This window comes from Aeromonas sp. R2-1 (genome assembly GCF_040908425.1).
Taxonomy (GTDB): Bacteria; Pseudomonadota; Gammaproteobacteria; order Enterobacterales; family Aeromonadaceae; genus Aeromonas; species Aeromonas caviae.
This window is the reverse complement of sequence record NZ_JBFODR010000036.1, coordinates 70,538-93,782: the sequence shown is the minus strand read 5'-3', so window position 1 is coordinate 93,782 and position 23,245 is coordinate 70,538. Positions and strand designations below refer to the sequence as shown.

Sequence of the window (23,245 nt, the reverse complement as noted above, 5' to 3'; positions counted from 1 at the left end):
TTACAGTACGTGAACGGAAGCGGTGTTGGTGGTACCGCTCGGTACCAGGGCACCGGAGACCATGACAACCACGTCACCCTTCACGCCCATGCCGATTTCCAGCGCAGCTTCTTTGCCGATGCGATAGAAGTCGTCGGTGGAGGCGATGGAGTCAACCACGTGAGCAACCACACCCTTGGTCAGCACCAGCTGGGCAGCGGTCTTCTTGTTGGTGGTGATGGCCAGGATCCAGGCTTTCGGGAAGTACTTGCGGATGGCCTTGGCAGACTTGCCGCCTTCGGTGGCAACCACGATCAGCGGGGCGTCCAGCTTCTCGGAGGTCTCTACCGCGCCTTTGCAGACCGCTTCGGTGATGCGCAGCTTGTTGCTGTCGTTGGCAGCAGACAGGTTGGACGGCATCACGGCATCGGTACGCTCACAGATGGTGGCCATGATGGTCACGGCTTCCAGCGGGTACTTGCCCTTGGCGGACTCACCGGACAGCATGACTGCGTCGGTACCGTCCAGGATGGCGTTGGCCACGTCGCCAGCTTCGGCGCGGGTCGGACGCGGGTTCTTGATCATGGAGTCCAGCATCTGGGTGGCGGTGATGACCACTTTGCGGGCTTTGTTGCACTTCTCGATGATCATCTTCTGGGCGAAGATCACTTCTTCTACCGGGATCTCGACACCCATGTCGCCACGGGCAACCATGATGCCGTCGGAGACAGCCAGGATCTCGTCGAAGTTGTCCAGGCCTTCCTGGTTTTCGATCTTGGAGATGATCTGGATGTTCTCGCCGCCGTGGGCTTTCAGGTGCTCACGGATTTCCAGCACGTCTTCTTTCTTGCGAATGAAGGAAGCGGCAACGAAATCAACGCCTTGCTCGCAACCGAAGATGAGGTCGCGCTTGTCTTTCTCGGCCAAGGCCGGCAGCTTGATGGAGACGCCCGGCAGGTTGATGCCCTTGTTCTCGCCCAGGTCACCGTTGTTGAGCACTTTACAGATCACTTCGCGCTCGGTGATTTCGATGACGTCCAGGCCAATCAGGCCGTCGTCAACCAGGATGCGGTTGCCGACGCGCAGGTCGCTGGCAAAACCGGCATAGGTGACGGCGACTTTGTCTTTGTTGCCCACCACGGTCTGGTCGGTGGTGAAGGTGAAGGTCTGGCCGGCGACCAGGGAGACGTCGTTGCCGCCTTCGAGCTTGATGGTGCGGATTTCCGGACCCTTGGTGTCCAGCAGGATGGCTGCGTGCTTGCCGGTTTCGGCCATGACAGCGCGCAGGTTGCTGATGCGACCACCGTGTTCGGCGTAGTCGCCGTGGGAGAAGTTCAGGCGCATGACGTTCATGCCGGCATCCAGCATCTTGCCCAGCATTTCTTTGGATTCGGTCTTGGGACCGATGGTGCAGACGATTTTGGTCTTTTTCATGTCAGTCTTCATGGTTAAGGAATTTCCGCCGTGCAATATACACCAGTTTTTGGATACTTTTTATGATCCAGAAACAACGTTTTGAGCGAAAACGGCCTCAATTTGAAAGATAACGTTTTCGCTCACAGCTCATTTTAGGGGCTAAAATAATTGATTTTCCGCAACTGAGGTCATTTGGTTCCCATTTCTGGCCCCGCATCCTGCCCGATCCCATGTTGTTAAATGACAAACAACAGGGCCCCCTTGCGGGGGCGATCCGGCCCGATGCCGTTGGCCGTCATCCAGTGTAGTCACTCCCTCCCGCGGCGTCAGGGCGAAGCAATGCAAGGCTGGAGCCGGTTGGCCTACAGCGGAAAAAACGCCGCCCCTCCCGGCACGTCGGGAGGGGCGGCAGCCCTCTGGATCAGCCGAAGAACCAGTAGCCGCGGTTGACCAGCCGGGTCAGCAGTTGCAGGAAGCCCGCCTGATCGGCCAGTTCCACCAGCGCGTCTTGGGTGATGATGTCCTTGTCGCACAGGAGTGCGATGGCGGCCGGATCCTCGCTTGGCAGGGTCCAGGCTTCGCCGTCGATGTAGCAGGTGCGGCTCTCGCCGCTGAACCAGACGCTGCGCAACCCCGGCACCTTGATGGCGGGCTCCCCCTGACTCAGCAGGTCGGCCACCTCGTCGGCGCTGTAGTCCGGCTCCACCGGATTGACGTCCAGATCGTGCTTGGCCTCGGAGATCATGGTGCCGAACCACTCCTTGAACAGGGTTTCGTCGTCGAGGGCCTGTTGCATCAGCTCCCGCAGGCGGTGCAGCTCATGGGGCTGGATCTCCCCGTGACGGGCGCGGGGCTTGAGGTCCGGGTCGCCGTAACGTTCGGTGCGGATCTCGTTGTCGATCAGGTGATCGGCAAAGGAGGAGACAAGGGCCTTGGCGTCCGGCGCGCGGAAACCCACCGAGAAGTTCAGGGAGGGCTCGATGGCGTAGCCCTCGTGGGGGAATCCGGGCGGGATGTAGAGGATGTCGCCCGGCTCCATGATGACGTCGATGATCGCCTCGAACGGCTCGCAGTGCAGCAGGGCGGCGTGGGCGGCAAACTCGTTCAAGGGCTTGGCATCGCCGACCCGCCAGTGGCGCTTGCCCTGACCCTGGGTGATGAAGACGTCGTAGTTGTCGATGTGGGGGCCGACACCGCCGTGAGGGGTGGAGAAGCTCACCATCACATCGTCAAAGCGCCAGCCCGGGATGAACTGGAAGGGCACCGCCAGCTCGTGCACCTCGGGTACCCAGTGGTTGCACGCCTGCACCAGCACGGTCCAGTTCTCTTCCCCCAGGTGATCGTAGGATTCGAAGGGGCCGTGGGCCGCCTCCCACTTGTTGTTGAAGCGGGTGACCAGGCGCGATTCGATCACCTCTTCCATGGCCAGACCCGCCAGCTCGTCCGGGCTGATGGGATCCTGAAAGTCGGTGAAACCGCCCTTGATGAGGAGCGGGCGCTTCTGCCAGTAGTGCTCGAGGAAGTGAGCGATATCCAGATTGAGTTGGTACATGGTGCTTCTCGTATCTTGTGAGAGGGCTTGCCCAAGGCGGGCTTGGGCAAGGGCTCTGAAATGGCCCGATGGAGGGTGATCATATCAAATGGGCCAAAATCAACGGGGGCCCTGCCGTCATGACAGAGCCCCCGCCGGTTCGGTTACATCACTTATTTCAGCAGATCGACCAGACGCTGGGCGTCGCCGATGTAGTTGGCCGGGGTCAGCTTCTTGAGCTCGACCTTGACCGCTTCCGGCAGTGCCAGGGTGTCGATGAAGGTGCGCATCCCTTCGGCGTCGACGCGGCGACCACGGGTCAGCTCTTTGAGCTTCTCGTAGGGCTTCTCGATGCCGTAGCGGCGCATCACGGTCTGGATGGGCTCCGCCAGCACTTCCCAGTTGGCGTCCAGATCGGCGGCCATGGCGTCCGCGTTGGCTTCCAGCTTGGAGATGCCCTTCAGGGTCGCCTGATAGGCAATCAGGGAGTAACCCACCGCCACACCCAGGTTGCGCAGCACGGTCGAGTCGGTGAGATCACGCTGCCAGCGGGAGATGGGCAGTTTGCTCGCCAGGTGCTGGAACACGGCGTTGGCCAGACCCAGATTGCCTTCGGAGTTCTCGAAGTCGATGGGGTTGACCTTGTGGGGCATGGTGGAGGAGCCGATTTCGCCGGCGATGGTGCGCTGCTTGAAGTGACCCAGGGAGATGTAACCCCAGACGTCACGGTCAAAGTCGATCAGGATGGTGTTGAAGCGGGCCAGGGCGTCGAACAGCTCGGCGATGTAGTCGTGGGGCTCGATCTGGGTGGTGTAGGGGTTCCAGGTCAGGCCGAGAGAGGTGACGAACTCCTCGGAGAACTGGTGCCAGTCCACATCCGGGTAGGCGCTGATGTGGGCGTTGTAGTTGCCCACGGCACCGTTGATCTTGCCCAGCAGCTCCACCGCCATGATCTGCTTGAGCTGGCGCTCCAGACGGTAGGCGACGTTGGCCATCTCCTTGCCCATGGTGCTCGGGGTCGCCGGCTGACCGTGGGTGCGTGACAGCAGCGGCATGTCGCGGTACTCGACGGCCAGGCGCTTGATCTCGCCGATGAGCTTTTCGCAATAAGGCTTGATCACCTCTTCCCGGGCGGTCTTCAGCATCAGGCCGTGGGAGTTGTTGTTGATGTCTTCCGAGGTGCAGGCGAAGTGAATGAATTCGCTGACGGCGGCCAGCTCCGGGTTCACTTCCACCTTCTCTTTCAGGAAGTACTCCACCGCTTTCACATCATGGTTGGTGGTGCGCTCGATCTGTTTGATGCGGGCGGCATCCTGCTCGTTGAAGTTGCTGACGATGCCGTCAAGCACGGCATTGGCTGCCTCGCTCAGGGCAGGGACTTCCGGGATCCCGGCGTGGCTGGCCAGTTTTTGCAACCAGCGCACCTCGACTTCGACGCGAAAACGCAGCAGACCGAATTCGGAGAAGATAGGGCGCAGGGCATCGGCCTTGTCGCCATAACGACCGTCAATCGGGGAAACGGCAGTCAGCGCGGACAGCTCCATGGGGTGAACTCCTGATGATTGGTGTGGGGGTTAAAATCGTTTGGCCAGTTCCACCATCTTCTTGCGGGCGAAGATGATCTGGGTACGGCTGCCGCCGAGCTGGCGCCACAGCACCACGGCGCGGATGCCTGCGAGCAGCAGGGCGCGCACCTTGTGCTGCACCAGGGGCTGCTGCAGGAAGAGCGGGGTGCCCGCCACCTGGATGCGCGGCCCGATGGGGCTGATGAGATCGCTGTAGATGCTCGCCATGTTGGCCAGGATCTGCTCGTCGAGCAGATCGAAATGCTGTTGCTGGCGGCCGATCTGGCTGATCCGCTCCCCCAGCATGTTGAGGATGTCCTTGCGCTTGGCGAGCTTGCGCTCCAGCGCGATCAGGCTCACCACGTAGCGGGTCAGCTCGGCATTCTTCTGGCTGCCGTCGGCCCCCAGCTGTTCCACCAGGGCGCGATAGCCGTCGCGAATGGCCAGGTGGCTGCCGAACACTTCCAGCGGCTGCGTGGGGTTGGTGACCAGAATGCTTTGCAGGCTCTCGCGCAGGGAGGCTTCGTCGCAGGAGCCGTCACGGGCCACTTTCTGCACCAGATAGGCGGCCTGGCAGATGCCTGCGAAGGCCATGGTTCTGTCTTGGAATTTGTCGCTCATATCTTCACAGCCCTGTTCTGTTCTTTCACCGGCCGATGCCATTATCCGGCCTGGAATGTGTCGGCCATGTCTTCACAGCCCTGTTCTGTTCATTCACCGGCCGATGCCATGATCCGGCCTGGACGTTGCCAATCATGTATCGCTGCCTGGTACTGTTTTTCTTTGTCCCCTCTCCCTCAGGGAGAGGGTCAGGGTGAGGGTGGTGACCCCCTCATCCCCAACCCTTCTCCCGCGAGGGGAGAAGGGAGTACCGCGCGGACGCTCGTGAGCGCCCAGCCCTTAGACCGGATGGCTGAAACGCTGTTCGATGATGCCGCCGCCCAGACACACTTCCCCGTCGTAGAAGACGGCGGACTGGCCCGGGGTCACCGCAGCCTGTTTCTCGTCGAAGATGACCCGGATGGTCTCGTCGTCGATGGGCTGGATCAGGCAGGGGATATCTTCCTGACGGTAACGGGTCTTGACGGTGCAGCGGCGCGGCGCGCGAATGGGGGTGCGATCCACCCAGTGCAGCTGGCTCGCGACCAGGCCGTCGGAGTAGAGGCGGGGGTGTTCCCCTTGCGCCACCACGAGCGTGTTGCGCTCCACCTCTTTGTCCACCACGTACCAGGCCTCTTCGGTGGCATCTTTGCGACCGCCGATGCCAAGCCCCTTCCGCTGGCCCAGGGTGTGGTACATCAGCCCCTGATGCTCGCCGATGATCTTGCCGTCCACGGTTTCGATGGGGCCGGGCTGGGCGGGCAGGAACTTGGCCAGGAAGTCCTTGAACTTGCGCTCACCGATGAAGCAGATGCCGGTGGAGTCTTTCTTCTTGGCGGTGATGAGATCCAGCTGTTCGGCGATGCGGCGCACCTCGGGTTTTTCCAGATCCCCGACCGGGAACAGGCTCTGACCCACCTGGGCTTCGCTCAGGGTGTAGAGGAAGTAGCTCTGATCCTTGTTGGTATCCAGACCGCGCAGCAGGCGCGGACGGCCGGTGCTGTCGTCACGGCGCACATAGTGGCCGGTGGCGATGTAGGTGGCCCCCAGCTCTTCGGCGGCAAACTCCAGGAACGCCTTGAACTTGATCTCCTTGTTGCACAGGATGTCCGGGTTCGGGGTGCGACCCGCCTTGTACTCTTCCAGGAAGTGCTCGAAGACGTTGTCCCAGTATTCGGCGGCGAAGTTGATGGTGTGGAGTTTCATCCCCAGCTTGTCGCAGACGGCCTTGGCATCAGCCAAATCCTGGGCGGCAGAGCAGTACTCGTCCGTGTCGTCTTCTTCCCAGTTCTTCATGAACAAGCCTTCGACCTGATAGCCCTGCTGCTGGAGCAGGTAGGCCGAGACGGAAGAATCCACGCCGCCGGACATGCCGACGATCACCTTGATTTGGCTGTTGTCTGTCATTAGTCGAAGTTACCAGTTCGTTTAAACGGGGCGTATTCTACCAGAGTTTTGCGCCCCCGGTCACATCTCCCTGCCGCCGTTCCCCTTGGAAGCCCGGCGGCGGGAAATCGTTTTTCTATTTGTCGGCGCCATGATGAAAAAATGGCGCCAAACGGTCCCGCATAGCCTGTTCACGATCTGTCACGAGAGGCCGTCAGCAAGGTAAAGAGCAGCGCAGGAACCGGAACGTATAGATATACGTGAGGATTCCGAGCAGCACATGAGCCTTGATCACGGTCTCGCAGTAAGAGCGTGGGCAGGCTCTCAGATGAAGGCCTTGAGGGCCGACAGCGGCAGCCTGGTGCCGGCCAGATAGTCCTGAATGCACTGCCACACCAATGGGCTTCGCAGGGCGGGCTTGCACTCGGCAATTTCCTCCAGGCTGAGCCAGTGACAGGCCAGTACGTCACCGTCGGGATCCTCTGGATGGTGCTGACCGGGCGACTTTTCAAGGTCGAAGATGACGGCGGTGCGCACAAAGGTGGCCTCGCTGTCCGCCGGTTTGAAGAGGTAGACCCCAAGCCAGCCGGTGGGGGCGGCGGTGAGTCCGGTCTCCTCCTTCAGCTCGCGGCAGGCCGCCTGGATGAGATCTTCTCCCGGCTCCACGTGGCCGGCGGGCTGGTTGAAGCGGCGCTTGCCCGCAATCTCCTCTTCCACCAGCAAGAAACGCCCTTGCCAGTGCACCAGGGCGGCCACGGTGAGGCGGGTGGGCAGCGGTGGGTGATCGCTCATAAGGACTCCTTGTCTTGTTGGCTGTGCCCCGGCAGGGGCGCTCGATGCAGATCCGTTGTCGCCTTCATTCAGAGGGCTTGGTGCGAGCCGGACGGCGGGCGGTGGTGCGCCCGCCGCTGCGATTGCCGGGGCGCGGGTCTGCCCCGCGGCGGTCCCGCCCCTGGGGTGGATCCTGATCTGTTGGCCGAGCGGTGCGGGGGGCGCTGCGGCCAGTGCTCCCGGCTGCGGCGGATGCCCGTGCTTTGCCTTGCGTGGCGGCTGGTCGTGGCGCGGGTGCCAGCTCGGGGGCGGGCAGGACGCGGCTCTCTCCCGGCGCGAGCCCATCGAGGGTCCACTCCCCGATGGCGTAGCGGATGAGGCGCAAGGTGGGGTGGCCGATGTGGGCGGTCATGCGCCGCACCTGGCGGTTGCGCCCCTCCACGATTGTTATCTCGAGCCAGCAGGTGGGGATCTCCCTGCGCTCGCGTATGGGCGGATTGCGTGGCCACACCACAGGGTCATCCATGATGCGCGCCCCGGCGGGCAGGGTCATGCCGTCGTTGAGCTCCACACCGGCGCGAAGGGCGGCCAGTTTCTCCTCGCTCGGGATGCCTTCCACTTGCACCCAGTAGGTCTTGGGGGTCTTCTCTCCCGGCTGGGTGAGGCGTGCCTGCAACTTGCCGTCGTTGGTGAGCAGCAAGAGCCCTTCGCTGTCTCGATCCAGCCTGCCCGCGGCATAGATGCCGGGCTCTTTGATGTAATCCTTGAGGGTCTCGCGGCCCCCTTCGTCGGTGAACTGGCAGAGCACCATGTAAGGCTTGTTCAAGAGCAGCAGCTTGCGATCCACCGGGGCGGGGGCCGGTTTACGCTCGTTGACGCTCCCTGGGTGCCGGGCCTCCCGGCGTTGGGATGGGCGCACCATGGTGGGCCCGCTGGCCGTACGGCCTGCGTCAGGGCGGGCGGAGAGGGAGAGACGGGGACGGGCTGATTTCATCGCATGCCTACCAAAAACAGGGGATGGCGGAGTGTACCACAGGGGGCGGCCATCAGGGGGAGAGCGGGGCTCACCCTCTCGGGTCAGGGGGAGGCGGTGTCCGGCGCCAGTGCGAGGGAGAGGCGCAGCATGTCCTTGTGCTGGATGCCGTGCTCCATCAGGGGCTCGGGATAGTGGATGAGGAAGTGATCCTTCACGACGGCATGGACGCGAAAGCCGTGGCGCTGGTAATAGGTGAGCTGGTGGCCGAAGCTGCCGGTACCGAGTTCGACGCGGCCTATCCCCTTCCCGGTCAGGTTCTCCAGCACGAAGCGCAGCAGGCCGGAGCCGATGCCCTGCTGCTGGCGGTTGGGGGCAACGGCGATGTTGAAGATCTCGGCGGTTTGCTCCCCCACCAGGCCCGCCACGCAGGCTCCCACGACCTCGTTGTCCGCCAGGGCGGCAAAGCCCCAGGCCCCGGGCAGGTAGGCGGCGATGCGCGACGCGGCGGGATCGGCCTCCAGCAGCAGGGCCAGCGGCAGGTGGGCGGGGTTCATCTCGACAAACGTCATCCTTATCTCTCTCCCTGTTTGTGACGGTGAGCGCCGCGCGAAACGATGGCGGGCTTGACCGATGTGGTGGCCTTGGCGGCGCCCTCGGGGGAGGCAATGCCCATGCAGGCCAGCACCCGGGCGGCGTTCTCCTCGCACGGCATCTCGCCCGGTTTGGCTTCAACCAGCTGGATCAGGGCCTGCAACTGCTGCTTGCTGTGGGCAAGCCTTGCCTCCAGCGCCTCGATATCGCTCACCTTGGCCTTGAGCGCCGCCAGCAGCGGGGCGTGTTGCCAAGAACTGATATCTGCGGGCACCAGCTGCCTGATCTCGTCGAGGGAGAAGCCCGCCTGCTGGGCCAGGCCGATGATAGTCAGCAACTGCGCCGTCTCGGGCGGGTAGTCGCGATAGCCGTTGGCACCCCGCCGCACACGGCTGAGCAGGCCCCTGGCTTCATAGAAGCGGATGGCCGAGGCCGCCATGCCGGTCTGTCTGGCCAGTTCACCGATCTTCATCTTGCCTCCCGGGCTGCGGGTTGATGGGCCCGCCATGCCAATGACTGAGGGGGCGGGGTCTGGGGAATTCTAGGGTTAAAGTCCGCTTGAATGTCAACGGCCCTGAGCAAGGGCGGTGCGGCTGGATAGTATTTCCCCCATCGCAGCGGCATCCCGACAAAGGGGCTTGACCTTCAAGTCGGCTTCAAACTTATGGTGGGGCCCTCACTACCGAGGAGATTGCCATGAACCCCTTTACTCCCCTGACCCTGCCGAGTGGCAGCCAGCTTATCAACCGCCTCGCCAAGGCCGCCATGGAAGAGAACATGGCCGACCGTGACCATGCCCCTTCGGAGGCGCTGATCCAGCTCTATCGCACCTGGGCAGTGGGGGGCGCCGGCCTTATCATCACTGGCAATGTGATGGTGGACGGGCGCGCCATGACGGGGCCTGGGGGCGTGGTGCTCGATTCCCCGGCGCTATCCCCACAGATAGGCGAGCGTTTCAGGGCCTGGGCTGCGGCGGCCAAAAGCGGCGGGGGCCAGATCTGGATGCAGATCAACCACCCCGGTCGCCAGATGCCGGCGGCGCTGGGGCAGCCCACCCTGGCCCCTTCCGCCGTGCCCATGGCGCTCGGCAGTTTCTCCAGGCAGTTCGCCCCGCCCAGGGCCATGAGCGAGCGCGATATTGCCGAGGTGAAGGCGCGCTTTATCCACACGGCGCGGCTGGCACAGGATCTGGGCTTTGACGGGGTGCAGATCCACGCCGCCCACGGCTATCTGTTGAGCCAGTTCCTCTCGCCGCTTACCAATCAGCGTCGCGATCGTTGGGGCGGCAGCCTTGAGAATCGTGCCCGCCTGCTGCTGGAGATAGTGCAGGGGATACGTGAGCAGGTGGGGGAGTGCTTCTCACTGTCGGTCAAGCTCAACTCCGCCAACTTTCAGCGTGGCGGCTTCAGCACCGAGGATGCCAGGGCTGTGGTGGAGATGCTCAACCCCCTCGAGGTGGATCTGGTGGAGCTCTCCGGCGGCAGTTACGAGGCGCCCGCCATGCACGGCCAGGCCCGGGATGGCCGTACCCTGGCGCGGGAAGCCTATTTTCTGACGTTTGCAGAGGAGATAGTGGCTGCCGCCCGCATGCCCGTGATGGTGACCGGGGGGATCCGTCGTTATCCGGTGGTCGAACAGGTGCTCGGCAGCGGAGTGGCGGTCGTCGGTATGGCCACCGCGCTGGCCATAGCACCGGATCTGCCCGCCAGATGGCACCGGGAGCAGGCGGCCAGCGCCGAGCTGCGCCCCATCCCCTTGCGCAACAAGGTGTTGGCCTCGGTGGGCTACATGGCGATGGTGAAATACCAGCTGCGGCGCCTCGGGCGTGGCCAGCCGAGCCGCCCCAAGGTCGCACCCGCCCTGGCGCTGGCCTGCCAGCAGTGGCAGACCCTGCGTGGCAATGCCCGCTATCGGCGCTGGATCAAGGGGCAGGGGGTGTGAAGGAGGATATCGCCCTGCTGGTCCCCGGGATCGGCGCCGGACGGTTGAGCAGGAAGACCACCTCGCCCCGGTAGTGGGGGGAGGCGGCAAGTGTTGTCTGCCAGGCGGGATCCCACTCCCCATCCTGCACCAGCCCTACCTTGAACGGGATGGTCAGGTGCGCCATGGCGGGTAGATAGGCCTGATAGCCCGGCACCGTGCGCGTGCCCTGATAGGTCTGGATCACCAGCTCGTCCACGGGCAGGCGATTGAGCTCTGCCACATCCCCCGTTTTCGCCCAGTCGAGCAGCCCCGTCACGCTGAGCTTGCACCCGGGAGGCAGGGCGCGCCGCAGTTGTTGCAGGGCGTTGCCATAGCGATCGAGCTGGCGGGTCGCCGCATCGAAGTCGATCTGGATGCCAGCCACCCTGGCCCCGGCCGCGCGCCACCCCTCGTAGAGGCGCACCAGCACCTGCTCGTGGGCGGGGGAGAGGGGGAGGGCGTTGACACGCACCACCAGCCAGACCTGCCCGGCCTTGAGGGGGGAGGGAACCCGCCCCAGCTTGACGAAGCGGGGGCCGCCGGGCCTGTCCAGGATCTCCCCCTGATGCAGATAGAGGGTGCTGGCCTGTTCCAGTACCGGCTGGTGGCGGGTGGCGGACCAGAGCCAGAACCCGTGATAGGCGCTGGCATCGACACTGGCCTCAAGGGGGGTGGCCAGGGCCGTCAGCAGCAGCGCCAGCAGGGCGCGTTCAGGGGGTCTGCTCATGGCTCACCAGTAGTATTTGAGGGATCTGGCCCACACCGAGTTGCCATAGCGCTGCTTGAGGGTGTTGAACCAGGCCTGCCGGGTGCGTTTGGGGATCTCCTGGCTGTCGCAGCTGTTGTAGCCGGAGGGGGCATAGCACTGGATGGCGCGATAGAGGGCATAGCTCTTGTCTTCGGGCTCTGCCTTGGGGTTGGCCATCACGGCCTGATAGAGGGCGAGGCGACTCGGGAACGTGGGGCGCTCGTCTTGCGCCAGCCCCCAGATCATCTCGCGATCCTGCCACAGGTCGATATGGGGATCCCGGCTGCGCAGATACTCCCCGAAGCAGTTGAGGGCATGACCATCGTCGGGGCGCTGCACCAGGGTGCCAAGGGTCTGGGTCAGATCCCGGCAGTGGTAGCCCTGGGGCGTCCCCTCTCCGCGCCACTGGAACGTCGAGAGGCGCACATCCCCGTTGGGTACGGGCTCCCAGGGCGCGTCGGCGGGAGGGGTCGCCTCCTTGTAATCGGCGGGGATGAGGGCCACATCCTGCAAGAAGGTGGCCGGGTCGCTGGCGATGAGATCCCGCACCAGCAGGGTATGGAGCGCAATCTGCCGCTCCGCCGCGCTCGGGCCCTGACTGGCTTGCTGGCGCAACAGGGCAGGTTCGGCCTCCTGCTTGAGCACGGCCGCGCGGATGCGCAGCTGGGTGATGGGGCTGCCCGGCTGGAAGATGGCGGCCGTGTTGCCGGTGCGCACCCAGTGATCCGCCAGCACGTTCTCCACGAACGCCTGCTGGGCCTGACCCAGGGGGGAGGCCACCAGCGCCATCAGGGCCTGCTCGGCCTTGTCGAAGGCCTTCATGCCCTGCCAGGCCCAGATGCGCAGCATCTGGTGGCTGAATGCCAGGGTGGCGTCCTCCTGCCCCGGGGAGGGCAGGGCCAGCACCTGCTCGAACTGCTTGTCCAAAAAGAGGGCATAGGCCTTGAGATAGGCCGCCTGCGCCTGGTGACCGGTTTTTTGCAGTTGCGTGATGGCGTCGTCCAGCTGGGCATCTTGCCAGTCCCGCGGCCGCTCATAGGTCGGTCTGAGACCCCGCAGGGCATTGACGAACAGCAGCGCCGGCTGGGCCGAGTCCTGATAGGCCGCCTGATGGCGATAGGCATCGCCACTGAGCAGGGTGAGATCGATCTCGTTGACCAGGGCCTCCAGCGCCGGCAAGGGCTGGCGGGTTGCCATGGCCTCGTCATAGGCATCCCGCAGGGCGCCGAGATCACCGGACATCCACTGGATGCGTCTGAACAGTCCTCTGGTCGAGCTGGCGTAGCGCCCTTGCGGGTAGGCCGCCAGATAGGCCTGACCCTGGGCCATGGCGCGGCGAAGGGCCTCCTTGTCGCTCCTGGTCACGTCCTGATCGCCGTATTCGTCCTTCGCCTCCTTCATCGCGAGGTTGATCTCCGTGCGCATCACCATGTAGGTCGCGCTCTCGGCCACCCAGGGGGCCTTGGCCTGCTGCAAGGCGGCAAAGCCTGCGCGGGCCTCCTCGAAGCGGCTCTCGTAGAAGTGCCGGGCGGCTTGCAGATACCCCTGCCACTCCAGGGCAGCACCGCTCATTTCGGTCGCGGGGGCCGGGCTCTCCTGCTGCCCAAGGATCAGCAGACGGCTTCGCAGCAGCGACGTGCGCTCCGGGGCGGGCACCTCGCTCTGCTCGAGGGCGTCCAGAAACGCGCTGACCGAGGAGAGGGAGTTTGAGATGGCGTGGCCGTAGAGGGAGTCGTGGCCCGCGTAGTGCTCGAGCAGCGGGGGGAGGGACGGGTCGTAGGCGGCCAGCCGGCTGCCGAGCTGCTCGCGCAGCGCCGGGTCCTCCACCTCCTCCGGCTGGGGGAGGCGGGTGAGGTAGAACAGCGGCTGGCTGCGCTCGTTCAGCGGATCCGCCGGCAGGGTGAAGGGGAGGGGGTGATGCTGGGCATCCCCCAGCAGCATCAGCAGGTTGCCCCGGGTGTCGTTCTCGTTGAGATAGAGCGGATAGGTGGGGAGAGGGCAGTCGGTGAGCCAGAAGCCGCACCCGTCACCGTCACCGGAGGCGAGGGCGGGCAGTGCAACCAGCGTCATCGCCAGCACCGAGCAGTGGGTCAGAGATGTCATGGGATCGCTATCCGTTTGTGGGCCCGCGCCGTGCGTGACGCCCGGGCCGGAAAAGGGGGTTCGCAGTGGCGGGCAATAGTACGAAAGAGGGTCACAAACGACAACCCATTATGACCTGGTCGGCGCTCTCCCTGTCAGGACGCCTGCGCCATCCCCCTGTCCCGAGCGCGTGCTCTTTGCTGCTTCGCGGGTGTCAGCATCTGTCATCGCCATACATCGCCATACAAAAAGGGCGAATGTGGATGCTTATATCGGGGGCTCTTCGGTGCGAAAGAGCGCCTTGCCGCAGGCGAGGCAGGTGTGGCGAAAGCGATGATCAGGCCAGCCGGTCTGGGGGTGGCCCAGCACCTTGTCGGAGCCGCAGGCGCAGCAGCGCGCCCCCAGTTCATCGTCGATGGCGCATTCGGGATGCTGGTGCAGGTAGTCGGCGCGGGTGGGCAGGCGCAGCCAGTCGGGCTGGGCATGGCGCTGGTTCCAGAAATAGCACCCATAGAAGGTGCCTGCGGCGACGGGCAGGGCAAACCACCAGAAGAGATCCATGTCATGACTCCGACGAGAGGGGATGAGGGTGGCAACAACCCGCTCAGCAGGCGTGGTGCGGCTTCATTTTATCGGGGCGGGAGTGGGGCGGGATATGCCCGGATGGGTAACAAGCGAACCTGCAGGTGGTCGGGTTGGCAAGCCGCAGGGCCGGGATTGGGGATTATCTATCCATTAAAGAGATGGGTTGTGTCATAACCTATCGTGTTTTTGGATGGACAAGGGGCCTTTCCGGTCGCAAAACCTGGAGATCGGGGAGTTTTTGTGAAAAAAATGTGCATACATTCGTCATGCCGATCTCAAGGGCGTCATTGAGCGAGTGATAAATATCAAGATATTGATATAAATGGCAAAAATGGTGTTTTTATCAGGCGTTTTCAGGGTGAACGATGGGGTTTCATAAGGAGCTTCAACCCATTTTCTAGATTGGTTTTTGCATAATCAATCGTTTATTTTGTTGGACAATTGGGGAAAACCTGGTGTCCAATCGGGTGAGCAGGTTGGCCAAACAGTGCCGTCAGCCAGTGTGTAACCCGAGATGTAAGGAGACATCCTGATGGAAAAACTTGACCAAAAAATCGACACCATGCGCCAGGAATTCGAGTCCCAGGGGCAAAAACAGGCCCAGGACAGATGGCAGGCCAGGGTCGATGAACTGCAACGGGAGCGCAGCGAAGCGCCCCAGCCGGAAGCGGCAGAACACTAGCCCCTGGCGGCCTTGTGGCCACCAAGTGAGCGCATAATGAAAAACCACCGCCCTGTTCGGGGCGGTGGTTTTTTTTTGCGCAGTGGCTAGAGGCGATAGAGGTTCTGGGCCGCATCGAACAGCTCCGCGCTCTCGCCGGTGCCGCCGTTGAAGACGGTGTGGAAGAAGCGCAGCACCTTCTCGTTGGCGAGGGCATCCCCTTCGAAGTAGGCGTGAGAGTCCCCCACATGGGGCTGATTGGTCACGTCCACGTAGGTGGCTGTTCTGGCATCCAGCCGCCGGGTGTAGTGGCCGAGCCTCGCCTTTTGCTGCTCCCCCATCTTCATGCGCGATGCCATCAGGGCACCATCGCGCTCATTGATGGTGATGTAGAGGCGGTTGCGACACTGGATGCGATCGACCCACTGGGCGTGAAGCTCGTTGTTGGTGTCGGCCGCGGCCATGATGATGTTGTCGAACAGCAGCTGGTTGGCGTGGTAGGTGGTGCTGCCCAGCAGGTGCTTGAACAGGTAGTTGCCCATGCTGTGCAGCAGCAGGTTGATGGTGAAGGGGCAGCGCTTGTTCACCTCCTTGGCGAAGTAGCGATCCCAGGCCTCGCCGTTGTCGGCGAACTTCTTCTGGGCCTTCTCTTCCAGTTGCGTCACATACTGGCCGTTGAACTCGTCGAGCAGCCCCTTCATCTTCTCCAGCACCCGGTCAAGGGCCCCGGCCGAGGCCAGGGCATCGCGCTTGTCGCTCTTGTAGCTCAGCACGCCCCGGGCGCCGCCGCCATTGGCGGGCCAGCTGAAGCAGAGCACCTCGACGCCGTAACGGGCCTCGAGCCCCGCGGCTCGCTCCAGCACATCGTCAAGATCGTTGTTGAAGCCGTGTACGAACAGCAGCAGGTGTTTGCCAGTCTTGAGCTTCTGCTTGGCCGTGCTGCCGGTCCCGGCGCAGCGCTCCAGCAGCTTGCGCGCCACATAGGCGCTGGCCGGGTGGGGGAGGTCGGGGTCAAGGCCGACGCTGGCGGCCATCTCGGCGGTGATCTGATCCGGCAGCAGGTCCAGCTGCCACTGCTTGCCCTGACGCCGGGCCTCGGCGAGGCGCAGTTCGTTGGGGCCCTCTGCGGGTTTTTCGCCAAAGATCTCGCTGGGGGTCTTGCCCTGCTCGTTGACCATCCGGTTGGTGACGATAAACATGGTGTTCTCCTTGTTGTCGTGCTCTCTTCATGACCGGCCACGCCCCGGGCGCCCCGATCACTGGCAAAGAGCCTAGTCCGGATCCGGCAGCCTGTCCCCCGGCGCGCCTTGCCTCGCCAAAGGGGTTACGACGATGTAAAGGCGAACGGGATTTGGGGGAAAGGCTCCTTCGGGGCGGCGAGGGCAGGAAGACGCTGTCATCAAGAGAGGAAGAGGCCCGGATGGACGGGGCCTGCGCCTCGTCAGGACCTGAGGGCGGCGAGGGAGGAGGGGATCCTCAGGCGCACTGTGATCCACTCCCCGACTATGGTCTGACATGCACGCCCGCTATTTGATTATGCAAATGGATGGGCTTAAGATGGCCGCGCGCAACGATCAGATTGATAACAAACGGAAGTTAGGAGATGCCGATGGAAAGCAAAGTAGTTATCCCGACCCAGGGCCAGAAAATCACAGTCGATGCCAGCGGCAAGCTGCAGGTTCCCCACAACCCCATCATTCCGTTTATCGAAGGGGATGGTATCGGTGTGGACGTGACCCCGGCCATGTTGAATGTGGTGAATGCTGCGGTCGAGAAAGCCTACAAAGGCGAGCGCAAGATCGCCTGGATGGAGATCTATACCGGCGAGAAATCGACTCATGTCTATGGCGAAGGTGCCTGGCTGCCGGCCGAAACCCTGGATTTCATTCGTGAATACTGCGTGGCCATCAAGGGCCCGCTGACCACCCCGGTCGGCGGCGGTATTCGCTCCCTCAACGTGGCCCTGCGCCAGGAGCTGGATCTCTACGTCTGCCTGCGCCCGGTCCGTTACTACGAAGGGACCCCGAGCCCGGTCAAGCACCCCGAGCTGACCGACATGGTGATCTTCCGCGAGAACGCCGAAGACATCTACGCCGGCATCGAGTGGAAGGCGGACAGCGATGAAGCCAAGAAGGTGATCGCTTTCCTGCAAAACGAGATGGGCGTGAAGAAAATTCGCTTCCCCGAGTCCTGCGGCATCGGCATCAAGCCCATGTCCAAGGCCGGTACCGAGCGTCTGGTCCGTGCCGCCATCGAGTACGCCATCGACAACGATCGCGACTCCGTGACCCTGGTGCACAAGGGCAACATCATGAAGTTCACCGAAGGTGCCTTCAAGGATTGGGGTTATGCCCTGGCCCAGAAAGAGTACGATGCCCAGCTCATCGACGGCGGCCCCTGGTGCTCCTTCAAGAACCCGAAAACCGGCAAGACCATCGTGGTCAAGGACGTCATCGCCGATGCCTTCCTGCAACAGATCCTGCTGCGTCCGGCCGAGTATGACGTCATTGCTTGTATGAACCTCAACGGCGACTACATCTCCGACGCGCTGGCGGCCCAGGTCGGCGGCATCGGCATCGCGCCGGGTGCCAACATCGGCGATGGCGTTGCCCTGTTCGAAGCCACCCACGGCACCGCGCCGAAATACGCTGGCCAGGACAAGGTCAACCCGGGCTCCCTCATCCTCTCTGCCGAGATGATGCTGCGCCACCTGGGCTGGACCGAGGCGGCTGACCTCATCGTCAAGGGGATGGAAGCGGCCATCGCCAACAAGACCGTCACCTATGACTTCGAGCGTCTGATGGAAGGGGCCACCTTGCGTTCCTGCTCCCAGTTCGCCCAGGACATGATCGACCAGATGTGATCCGGGCCGTTGAAATGCAAAACCGGCGCCATGAGCGCCGGTTTTTTTATGGAAGAGAGCAGGTCGTCAGGTGGTTTTTTCCACGTGCTGCTCGTAGATCTGCTGCCATTTGCTGGTCTCGGCCTCATCTCCACGGGCCTGCCAGAATTCGCAGATGGAGCTGGCGAGCTCGGATGCCATGGCGTGGTCTCCGTCACGGCGGCTCATCAGATATTGTCCCAACCAGCTTTGATATTGTTTCATCGCCCGATCTCCTTATCTAAGGTGCCCAGAGGGGAGTGCTCCTGGCGTCAAGGTCGCGCAGGAGCGATTCGAACTGGGTACATGTTGTGCTGCGCCCGGCAGGTGTTGGTCGCCGGATCCGGTGGTTATCTCACCGGAAAAAGGGGACAACGGGGCGCAGATGTCAAAAAACGGTCTCTATCGTATCACAAAATAACCAGTCGGTGGGGCTGGATGACAAATCAGGCTGTCCAGCAGTCTGGCCGTCTGTGTCATGGGGGCGAGGGCTGAGGTGCCATCATGCTGATCTCGCAGCAGAAAAACCCGCCAGGTCGGCGGGTCACGGGGGCGAAAAAAAGATCAGATCCGGGCGCAGGCCAGGTATTTTTCCATCTCCTCGGCGGGCACCATGCCGCCGCCGGTGGCCCACACCAGGTGGGTGGCCCCGGCCATCTTGGCTGCATCCAGTCCCTGCCCACTCTGCCACTCAAGGTTGGCGCCCACTCGCCAGGGGCCAGCCATGCCCGCCAGTGCCGAGGGCTCGAGCCGGATCTCTTCATCCCGGGCCAGGAGCCCCAGCAGGTCGTACATCTCCTGATCCCTCAGGGTGTAGAAGCCCGCAAGCAGGCGTTCCATGGCGCGGCCGACAAAACCGGAGGCGCGTCCCACCGCGAGGCCGTCGGCGGCGGTGAGGTTGTCGATGCCAAGGTCTTGCACCGCAATGGCATCGTGCAACCCGGTGTGGACCCCGAGCAGCATGCAGGGGGAGTGGGTAGGTTCGGCGAAGAAGCAGTGCACGTTGTCCCCAAACGCCAGCTTGAGGCCAAAGGCCACTCCGCCCGGGCCGCCACCCACGCCGCAAGGCAGGTAGACGAAGAGCGGGTGCTCGGCATCCACCTTGATGCCCATCGCATCGAACTGCTGCTTCACCCGCTCACCGGCCACCGAGTAGCCGAGGAACAGGGTGCGAGAGTGCTCGTCGTCGATGAAGAAGCAGGCGGGATCGCGCTCGGCCTCCTTGCGCCCCTGCTCCACCGCCACCCCGTAATCCTCTGCGTATTCCACGACGATGGCGCCATGTTCGCGCAACTTTTGCTTCTTCCACTCCCGCGCATCGGCGGACATGTGGACGGTGACGCGAAAGCCGAGGCGGGCGCTCATGATGCCGATGGAGAGGCCGAGGTTGCCGGTCGACCCCACCGCGATGCTGTACTGGCTGAAGAAGTGGCGGAACTCGTCCGAGAACAGCGTGCGATAGTCATCCGTCTCGCGCAGCAGCCCAGCCTGGATGGCCAGGTGTTCGGCATGGGCCAGCACCTCGTGGATGCCGCCGCGCGCCTTGATGGAGCCGGAGATGGGCAGATGGCTGTCTTGTTTGAGCAGCAAGCTGCCGGTGAGTTTGACGCCGTAGCGCCCATTGAGGGTCCCCTGCAGGGTCGGGATGGCGGCGATCCCGGACTCGATGATGCCGTGGCTGGCGCGGGTTTCGGGGAAGGCCTCGCACAGGTAGGGGGCGAAGCGGGCGAGCCGGGCGGATGCGGCGGCCACATCGTGCCGGGTGAGCCCCACATGGGGCAATCCTTCCGCGAGGGAGGTGGCCCCCGGATTGAACCAGGTCACAGGGGTGAGGGCGATCAGCGGTTCGAGCAGGGGGAAGCGGGCGATGAGCCCGGCAATGTCGGTGTGTGTCATGAAAGCCTCTCGGGGTGGTGACGGAATCATCCCATTGAACGGCGCCAGCGTTGCCGTGACAAATGATAAAACGCGTCGCTTGGATGAGCCCAGTTGATGCAAATGGTCATCTACCCTGCTGTGTCTTCGCATACGGGTGAGTTGAGTCTTCCTGGTGAATGCAAACCTCGCCCTTCTGGTATCATCTGCCAGATAAAAGAGAGGGAGGCCCAACCATGCAACGCGATGAGCACCCGGGGGTGAGGAGCAAGCTGCTCAGCAGCCATCAGCTCGCCAGGCTCCACACCTTCGAGGCAGCGGCCCGCCACGGCTCCTGTGCGCTCGCCGCCGACGAGCTTTCCTTGAGCCCAAGCGCGGTGAGCCACCGCATCTCGGCCCTGGAAGAGGCGCTCGGGTTTTTGCTGTTCCAGCGCTTTCACCGCAAGGTGGCCTTGACCACGGAGGGGCAGCGCATCTTCTGGGCCCTCACCTCTTCCCTGGAGTTCATCAATCAGGAGGTGCTGGAGATCAGGGAGCAGGCGCTGTCGGGATCTCTGACGCTGCACTCGCGCCCCTCCATCGCCCAGTGCTGGCTGGTGCCAAGGCTCGCCGATTTTTCCCGTCTGCATCCTCACATCGAGCTCAACCTGCTGACGGGCAACGAGCACATCAACCTGCACGGCTACGGCATCGATCTGACCCTCAACTTCGATGCCAGAACCCCAACGGGCCTGGCCATCCACCCCCTGATGGATGAATACATGGTGCCGGTGTGCAGCCCGCAATACGCCAGCGACCACGGTCTGATGGGGGAGGTGGGGAATCTGCAGCAGTGCCGCCTGCTCCATGACAGGCAGGCCTGGGGCCTGGACACCGACAGCGACGAGTGGCGCACCTGGGGGAGTCACTGGCATCTCTCCCTGGAGGCCTGCTCGTCACACATGGGATTTGATCGGGCGGATCTGGCGATCCTTGCCGCCACCCACCACGCCGGTGTCGCCATGGGGCGCAGGCAACTGGCAAGCCAGGCGCTGGCGAGCGGAGCGCTGGTGATGCCCTTCCCGGATATGGCGGTGCGCTGCGAGCCGCGTTATTACCTGGCGACCCTCCCTCACCGCCAGTGTCCCAAGATCCAGGCATTCATCCGCTGGATACAGGATCAGGCGCAAGGGGCATCCTGAAACGGGACCTGGTTTATTGTCTGCGAAGGTCATGGCCATGAGCGCACTATTTGTACAATAAGGGCCAGCACTGCTGCTAAATGACCTGGCGCAGAGCGACGCGGGTAAGAGATAACACCGTGTGCAACGGATGAGGTGAGCCTGAGATTAACCGGGGAAAATAGGAAATAAAGTCTGTGAGAGTATTCCCAATAAGTATCAGGCAGGGAATTAACCACGGTGAATAATGTCCATATGGTGTCAGCGCTTTGCCGGATGGTATAAAAACATTATGTTGTTATCCAATGGGCATGCTATTCTCAAATCGTGTTATCCCTGTGACATACAAAAATAATTCTGTGAGGAAGTAATGAACGAGTTTCTGAAGGTTCTGCTGAACATTCGCAGCTTGCGCGCTGCCATTCGTGAACTGCCGTTTGAGCAACTGCAAGAAGCGAAAGAAAAGTTTGACCTGGTATATAACGAGCGTGCCGAGTCCGTTGAACAGGAACGCGCCGAACAGGAAGAGCGTCAGCGCAAACTGAATGAATTCACCGAAATGCTGCAACAGGCTGGTATCGATCCCCGTGAGCTGATCGGCAGCGTGGCGGCTCCGGCTGCGGCGGGCACCACCAAGAGCAAGCGTGCTCCCCGTCCTGCAAAATACAAATACCAGGAAGACGGTCAGGAGAAGACCTGGACCGGTCAGGGTCGTATGCCCAAGGCCATCGCCGAGCAAGTTGCGCTGGGCAAGGATCTGAACGATTTCCTGATCTGATCGCCGGATCCGATTCTCGATAATGCCGCCTACAGGGCGGCATTATTATTTTCAGGGTTCAGATGATGTCGCAGTAAAACCCAATTGCGCAGGTTACTCCGGTTAATTGGAGAGCCTCGTCTGGAATAGCCATAACCATCATGTGCCCAATAAAGGTGGCGCATCATCTTCCACGCCACCTCGCCACTTATACGCATTGAGGACTCATACAGCCCGTTTTTCTTCGTCCCTTGTGAGAAGCGATCATGGATACCTGCTGTGACAGAATGAAATAGCGGTGGTGGATCCTCATCTGTACGCCTGAGCGGCCCGTCACTTTTTCTTGCTGATGCATGACGCCCACCGCCTATTAATTTATCCCCTCTATTTATGGTCTGTTTGACACCGCTCTTCTGCGATATATCCGCACGATGCCGGACAATGTGCGGATGAGGCAGACACGGATTGGTGGCAAACAAATAAACCGAATGCTAGATGACAGGTTGACCGAGTTCAGACTGAACGGCGTGTGCGTATTTTCTCCGGGTGCGGCGACGGGCCTTGACCGCCTCTGCCAGCATGGCAAGCAGGTGTTCACTCTCTTCCCAGCAGAGGCAGGCATCGGTCACTGACAGACCGTATTGCAGCTCACCCAGAGGTGCCGGTTTCTGGTTTCCCCCCAGCAAGAAGCTCTCGACCATGACGGCGGCGATGGCTTGGCTCCCTTCGCTCAGCTGGCGACAGAGCTCTTTGGCGACCTTCAGCTGGTTCGTGTGCAGCTTCTGGCTGTTGCCATGGCTGCAATCCACCATCAGGCGAGGGGGGAGTCCCTGACGGGTGAGGCGCTCTGCTGCCTCCGCCACATCGCTCTGGTGGTAGTTGGGCAGGGTGCCGCCACGCAGAATGATATGGCCGTCGGGATTGCCTTCGCTCTTGATCACTACCATGCCGCCCTGGCTGCCGGGGGCGGTGAAGAGATGGGAGGCGGTACTGGCCTGGATGGCATCGATGGCGACCCGGATATTGCCGTCCGTCCCGTTCTTGAATCCCACGGGGCAGGGCAGTGCGGAGGCCAATTGCCGGTGGACCTGAGACTCTGTGGTGCGTGCCCCGATGGCGCCCCAGCTGACGAGATCGGCGAGATAGAGAAAGCTGGTGGTGTCGAGGAATTCGGTGGCGGTGGCGAGCCCCAGCCCATTGATGTCGAGCAGCACCTGGCGTGCCAGATGCAATCCCCGATTGATGTCGTTGCTGCCGTCCAGGTGCGGATCGAAGACCAGTCCCTTCCAGCCCACCGTGGTGCGCGGCTTTTCAAAATAGGCGCGCATGACTATCTGAAGGCTGTCTTGATAGGCGGTGGCGAGTCGTGCCAGCCGTCCGGCATAGTCCAGGGCCGCGACGGGATCATGGATGGAGCAGGGGCCAATCACGACCAGCAGGCGATCGTCTTCACCTGCCAGGATCCGGCGTGCCTGATGGCGTTGGTTGTCGATGTGCCGGGCCATGTCGGCCGGACAGGGGTGCTGTGCCAGCAGCTCGGCAGGGGTGGGGAGCGCCTCTATGGCGAAGGCGCGCATGACCGAATTCAAAACTGCCATCTGGAGTTACCTTGCTGTGCATGTGTGCGATGGGGAACCCGTATGCGCCATCCCGTTGGGAGCAGACAGGTTCACGGCTCATCGTAGTTGTTGAGAATGATTGTCATTATCTTGGTGTTTG

General features: G+C 62.5%; 21 protein-coding genes. 5 read left to right on the top strand and 16 right to left on the bottom strand.

Going from position 1 to position 23,245, the window contains the following annotated elements; genetic code table 11:
• The 9 genes from pykF to AB5Y80_RS13670 form a co-directional block, all read right to left on the bottom strand.
• The gene (gene pykF / locus AB5Y80_RS13710) at window positions 1–1,413 is read right to left on the bottom strand and encodes a pyruvate kinase PykF (RefSeq protein WP_010673615.1); all 1,413 of its coding nucleotides are present in this window, start codon (window positions 1,411–1,413) and stop codon (window positions 1–3) included.
• Window positions 1,414–1,816: 403 nt separating this feature from the next.
• Window positions 1,817–2,947 carry a cupin domain-containing protein gene (locus AB5Y80_RS13705; RefSeq protein WP_323893505.1) on the bottom strand — a complete coding sequence of 377 codons (1,131 nt, stop codon included), beginning with the start codon at window positions 2,945–2,947 and terminating at the stop codon, window positions 1,817–1,819.
• A gap of 152 nt (window positions 2,948–3,099) precedes the next feature.
• Entirely contained in the window at window positions 3,100–4,470 is a 1,371-nt protein-coding gene (gene purB / locus AB5Y80_RS13700) for an adenylosuccinate lyase (protein WP_042014264.1), read from the bottom strand.
• 30 nt (window positions 4,471–4,500) lie between these two features.
• Window positions 4,501–5,112, bottom strand: coding sequence for a high frequency lysogenization protein HflD (gene hflD / locus AB5Y80_RS13695; protein WP_010673618.1), 612 nt, complete (start codon window positions 5,110–5,112; stop codon window positions 4,501–4,503).
• Window positions 5,113–5,391: 279 nt separating this feature from the next.
• A complete protein-coding gene (mnmA, locus tag AB5Y80_RS13690) occupies window positions 5,392–6,498 on the bottom strand; it encodes a tRNA 2-thiouridine(34) synthase MnmA (RefSeq protein WP_010673619.1) in 1,107 nt (368 codons plus the stop codon).
• 303 nt (window positions 6,499–6,801) lie between these two features.
• The gene (locus tag AB5Y80_RS13685) at window positions 6,802–7,269 is read right to left on the bottom strand and encodes an NUDIX hydrolase (protein WP_010673620.1); all 468 of its coding nucleotides are present in this window, start codon (window positions 7,267–7,269) and stop codon (window positions 6,802–6,804) included.
• A 64-nt stretch (window positions 7,270–7,333) separates the two neighbouring features.
• Window positions 7,334–8,242: a pseudouridine synthase gene (locus AB5Y80_RS13680; RefSeq protein ID WP_368173070.1), complete on the bottom strand. Its 909-nt coding sequence runs from the start codon at window positions 8,240–8,242 to the stop codon at window positions 7,334–7,336.
• A gap of 83 nt (window positions 8,243–8,325) precedes the next feature.
• Window positions 8,326–8,793, bottom strand: coding sequence for a GNAT family N-acetyltransferase (locus AB5Y80_RS13675; protein WP_323917652.1), 468 nt, complete (start codon window positions 8,791–8,793; stop codon window positions 8,326–8,328).
• Window positions 8,794–8,795: 2 nt separating this feature from the next.
• The gene (locus AB5Y80_RS13670) at window positions 8,796–9,287 is read right to left on the bottom strand and encodes a MerR family transcriptional regulator (protein WP_368173069.1); all 492 of its coding nucleotides are present in this window, start codon (window positions 9,285–9,287) and stop codon (window positions 8,796–8,798) included.
• Window positions 9,288–9,511: 224 nt separating this feature from the next.
• On the opposite strand from AB5Y80_RS13670, the gene AB5Y80_RS13665 reads away from it, so the two are divergent.
• The gene (locus AB5Y80_RS13665) at window positions 9,512–10,756 is read left to right on the top strand and encodes an NADH:flavin oxidoreductase/NADH oxidase family protein (protein WP_368173068.1); all 1,245 of its coding nucleotides are present in this window, start codon (window positions 9,512–9,514) and stop codon (window positions 10,754–10,756) included.
• On the opposite strand, the gene AB5Y80_RS13660 is transcribed toward AB5Y80_RS13665, so the two are convergent.
• From AB5Y80_RS13660 to AB5Y80_RS13650, 3 genes are all read right to left on the bottom strand, one after another.
• On the bottom strand, window positions 10,737–11,504 hold the full coding sequence (locus AB5Y80_RS13660; RefSeq protein WP_323922891.1) for a DUF3142 domain-containing protein: 768 nt from the start codon (window positions 11,502–11,504) through the stop codon (window positions 10,737–10,739). The genes AB5Y80_RS13665 and AB5Y80_RS13660 overlap by 20 nt on opposite strands.
• A gap of 3 nt (window positions 11,505–11,507) precedes the next feature.
• Window positions 11,508–13,628: a hypothetical protein gene (locus AB5Y80_RS13655; protein ID WP_368173067.1), complete on the bottom strand. Its 2,121-nt coding sequence runs from the start codon at window positions 13,626–13,628 to the stop codon at window positions 11,508–11,510.
• 246 nt (window positions 13,629–13,874) lie between these two features.
• Window positions 13,875–14,168, bottom strand: a complete 294-nt coding sequence (locus tag AB5Y80_RS13650; protein ID WP_042879347.1) for a hypothetical protein — start codon at window positions 14,166–14,168, stop codon at window positions 13,875–13,877.
• 556 nt (window positions 14,169–14,724) lie between these two features.
• On the opposite strand from AB5Y80_RS13650, the gene AB5Y80_RS13645 reads away from it, so the two are divergent.
• Window positions 14,725–14,874, top strand: a complete 150-nt coding sequence (locus AB5Y80_RS13645) for a hypothetical protein (RefSeq protein WP_010673628.1) — start codon at window positions 14,725–14,727, stop codon at window positions 14,872–14,874.
• A gap of 86 nt (window positions 14,875–14,960) precedes the next feature.
• On the opposite strand, the gene AB5Y80_RS13640 is transcribed toward AB5Y80_RS13645, so the two are convergent.
• Window positions 14,961–16,052, bottom strand: coding sequence for an alpha/beta hydrolase (locus AB5Y80_RS13640; RefSeq protein WP_039039248.1), 1,092 nt, complete (start codon window positions 16,050–16,052; stop codon window positions 14,961–14,963).
• A 410-nt stretch (window positions 16,053–16,462) separates the two neighbouring features.
• Here AB5Y80_RS13640 and icd point away from each other — a divergent pair, with 410 nt between their 5' ends.
• Entirely contained in the window at window positions 16,463–17,716 is a 1,254-nt protein-coding gene (gene icd / locus AB5Y80_RS13635; protein ID WP_010673630.1) for an NADP-dependent isocitrate dehydrogenase, read from the top strand.
• Between the two features lie 66 nt (window positions 17,717–17,782).
• Here the strand turns inward: icd and AB5Y80_RS13630 are convergent, their stop codons facing one another.
• A complete protein-coding gene (locus tag AB5Y80_RS13630; protein ID WP_010673631.1) occupies window positions 17,783–17,959 on the bottom strand; it encodes a hypothetical protein in 177 nt (58 codons plus the stop codon).
• Window positions 17,960–18,298: 339 nt separating this feature from the next.
• Window positions 18,299–19,630, bottom strand: a complete 1,332-nt coding sequence (dsdA, locus tag AB5Y80_RS13625) for a D-serine ammonia-lyase (RefSeq protein ID WP_368173066.1) — start codon at window positions 19,628–19,630, stop codon at window positions 18,299–18,301.
• 215 nt (window positions 19,631–19,845) lie between these two features.
• Here dsdA and dsdC point away from each other — a divergent pair, with 215 nt between their 5' ends.
• Both dsdC and AB5Y80_RS13615 read left to right on the top strand, forming a co-directional pair.
• Entirely contained in the window at window positions 19,846–20,790 is a 945-nt protein-coding gene (gene dsdC, locus AB5Y80_RS13620) for a DNA-binding transcriptional regulator DsdC (protein ID WP_368173065.1), read from the top strand.
• Between the two features lie 349 nt (window positions 20,791–21,139).
• The gene (locus tag AB5Y80_RS13615) at window positions 21,140–21,547 is read left to right on the top strand and encodes an H-NS family nucleoid-associated regulatory protein (RefSeq protein ID WP_010673634.1); all 408 of its coding nucleotides are present in this window, start codon (window positions 21,140–21,142) and stop codon (window positions 21,545–21,547) included.
• Window positions 21,548–22,017: 470 nt separating this feature from the next.
• Here AB5Y80_RS13615 and AB5Y80_RS13610 read toward each other — a convergent pair whose 3' ends face one another.
• A complete protein-coding gene (locus AB5Y80_RS13610; protein WP_368173064.1) occupies window positions 22,018–23,124 on the bottom strand; it encodes a 3-deoxy-7-phosphoheptulonate synthase in 1,107 nt (368 codons plus the stop codon).
• Window positions 23,125–23,245: the final 121 nt, after the last annotated feature.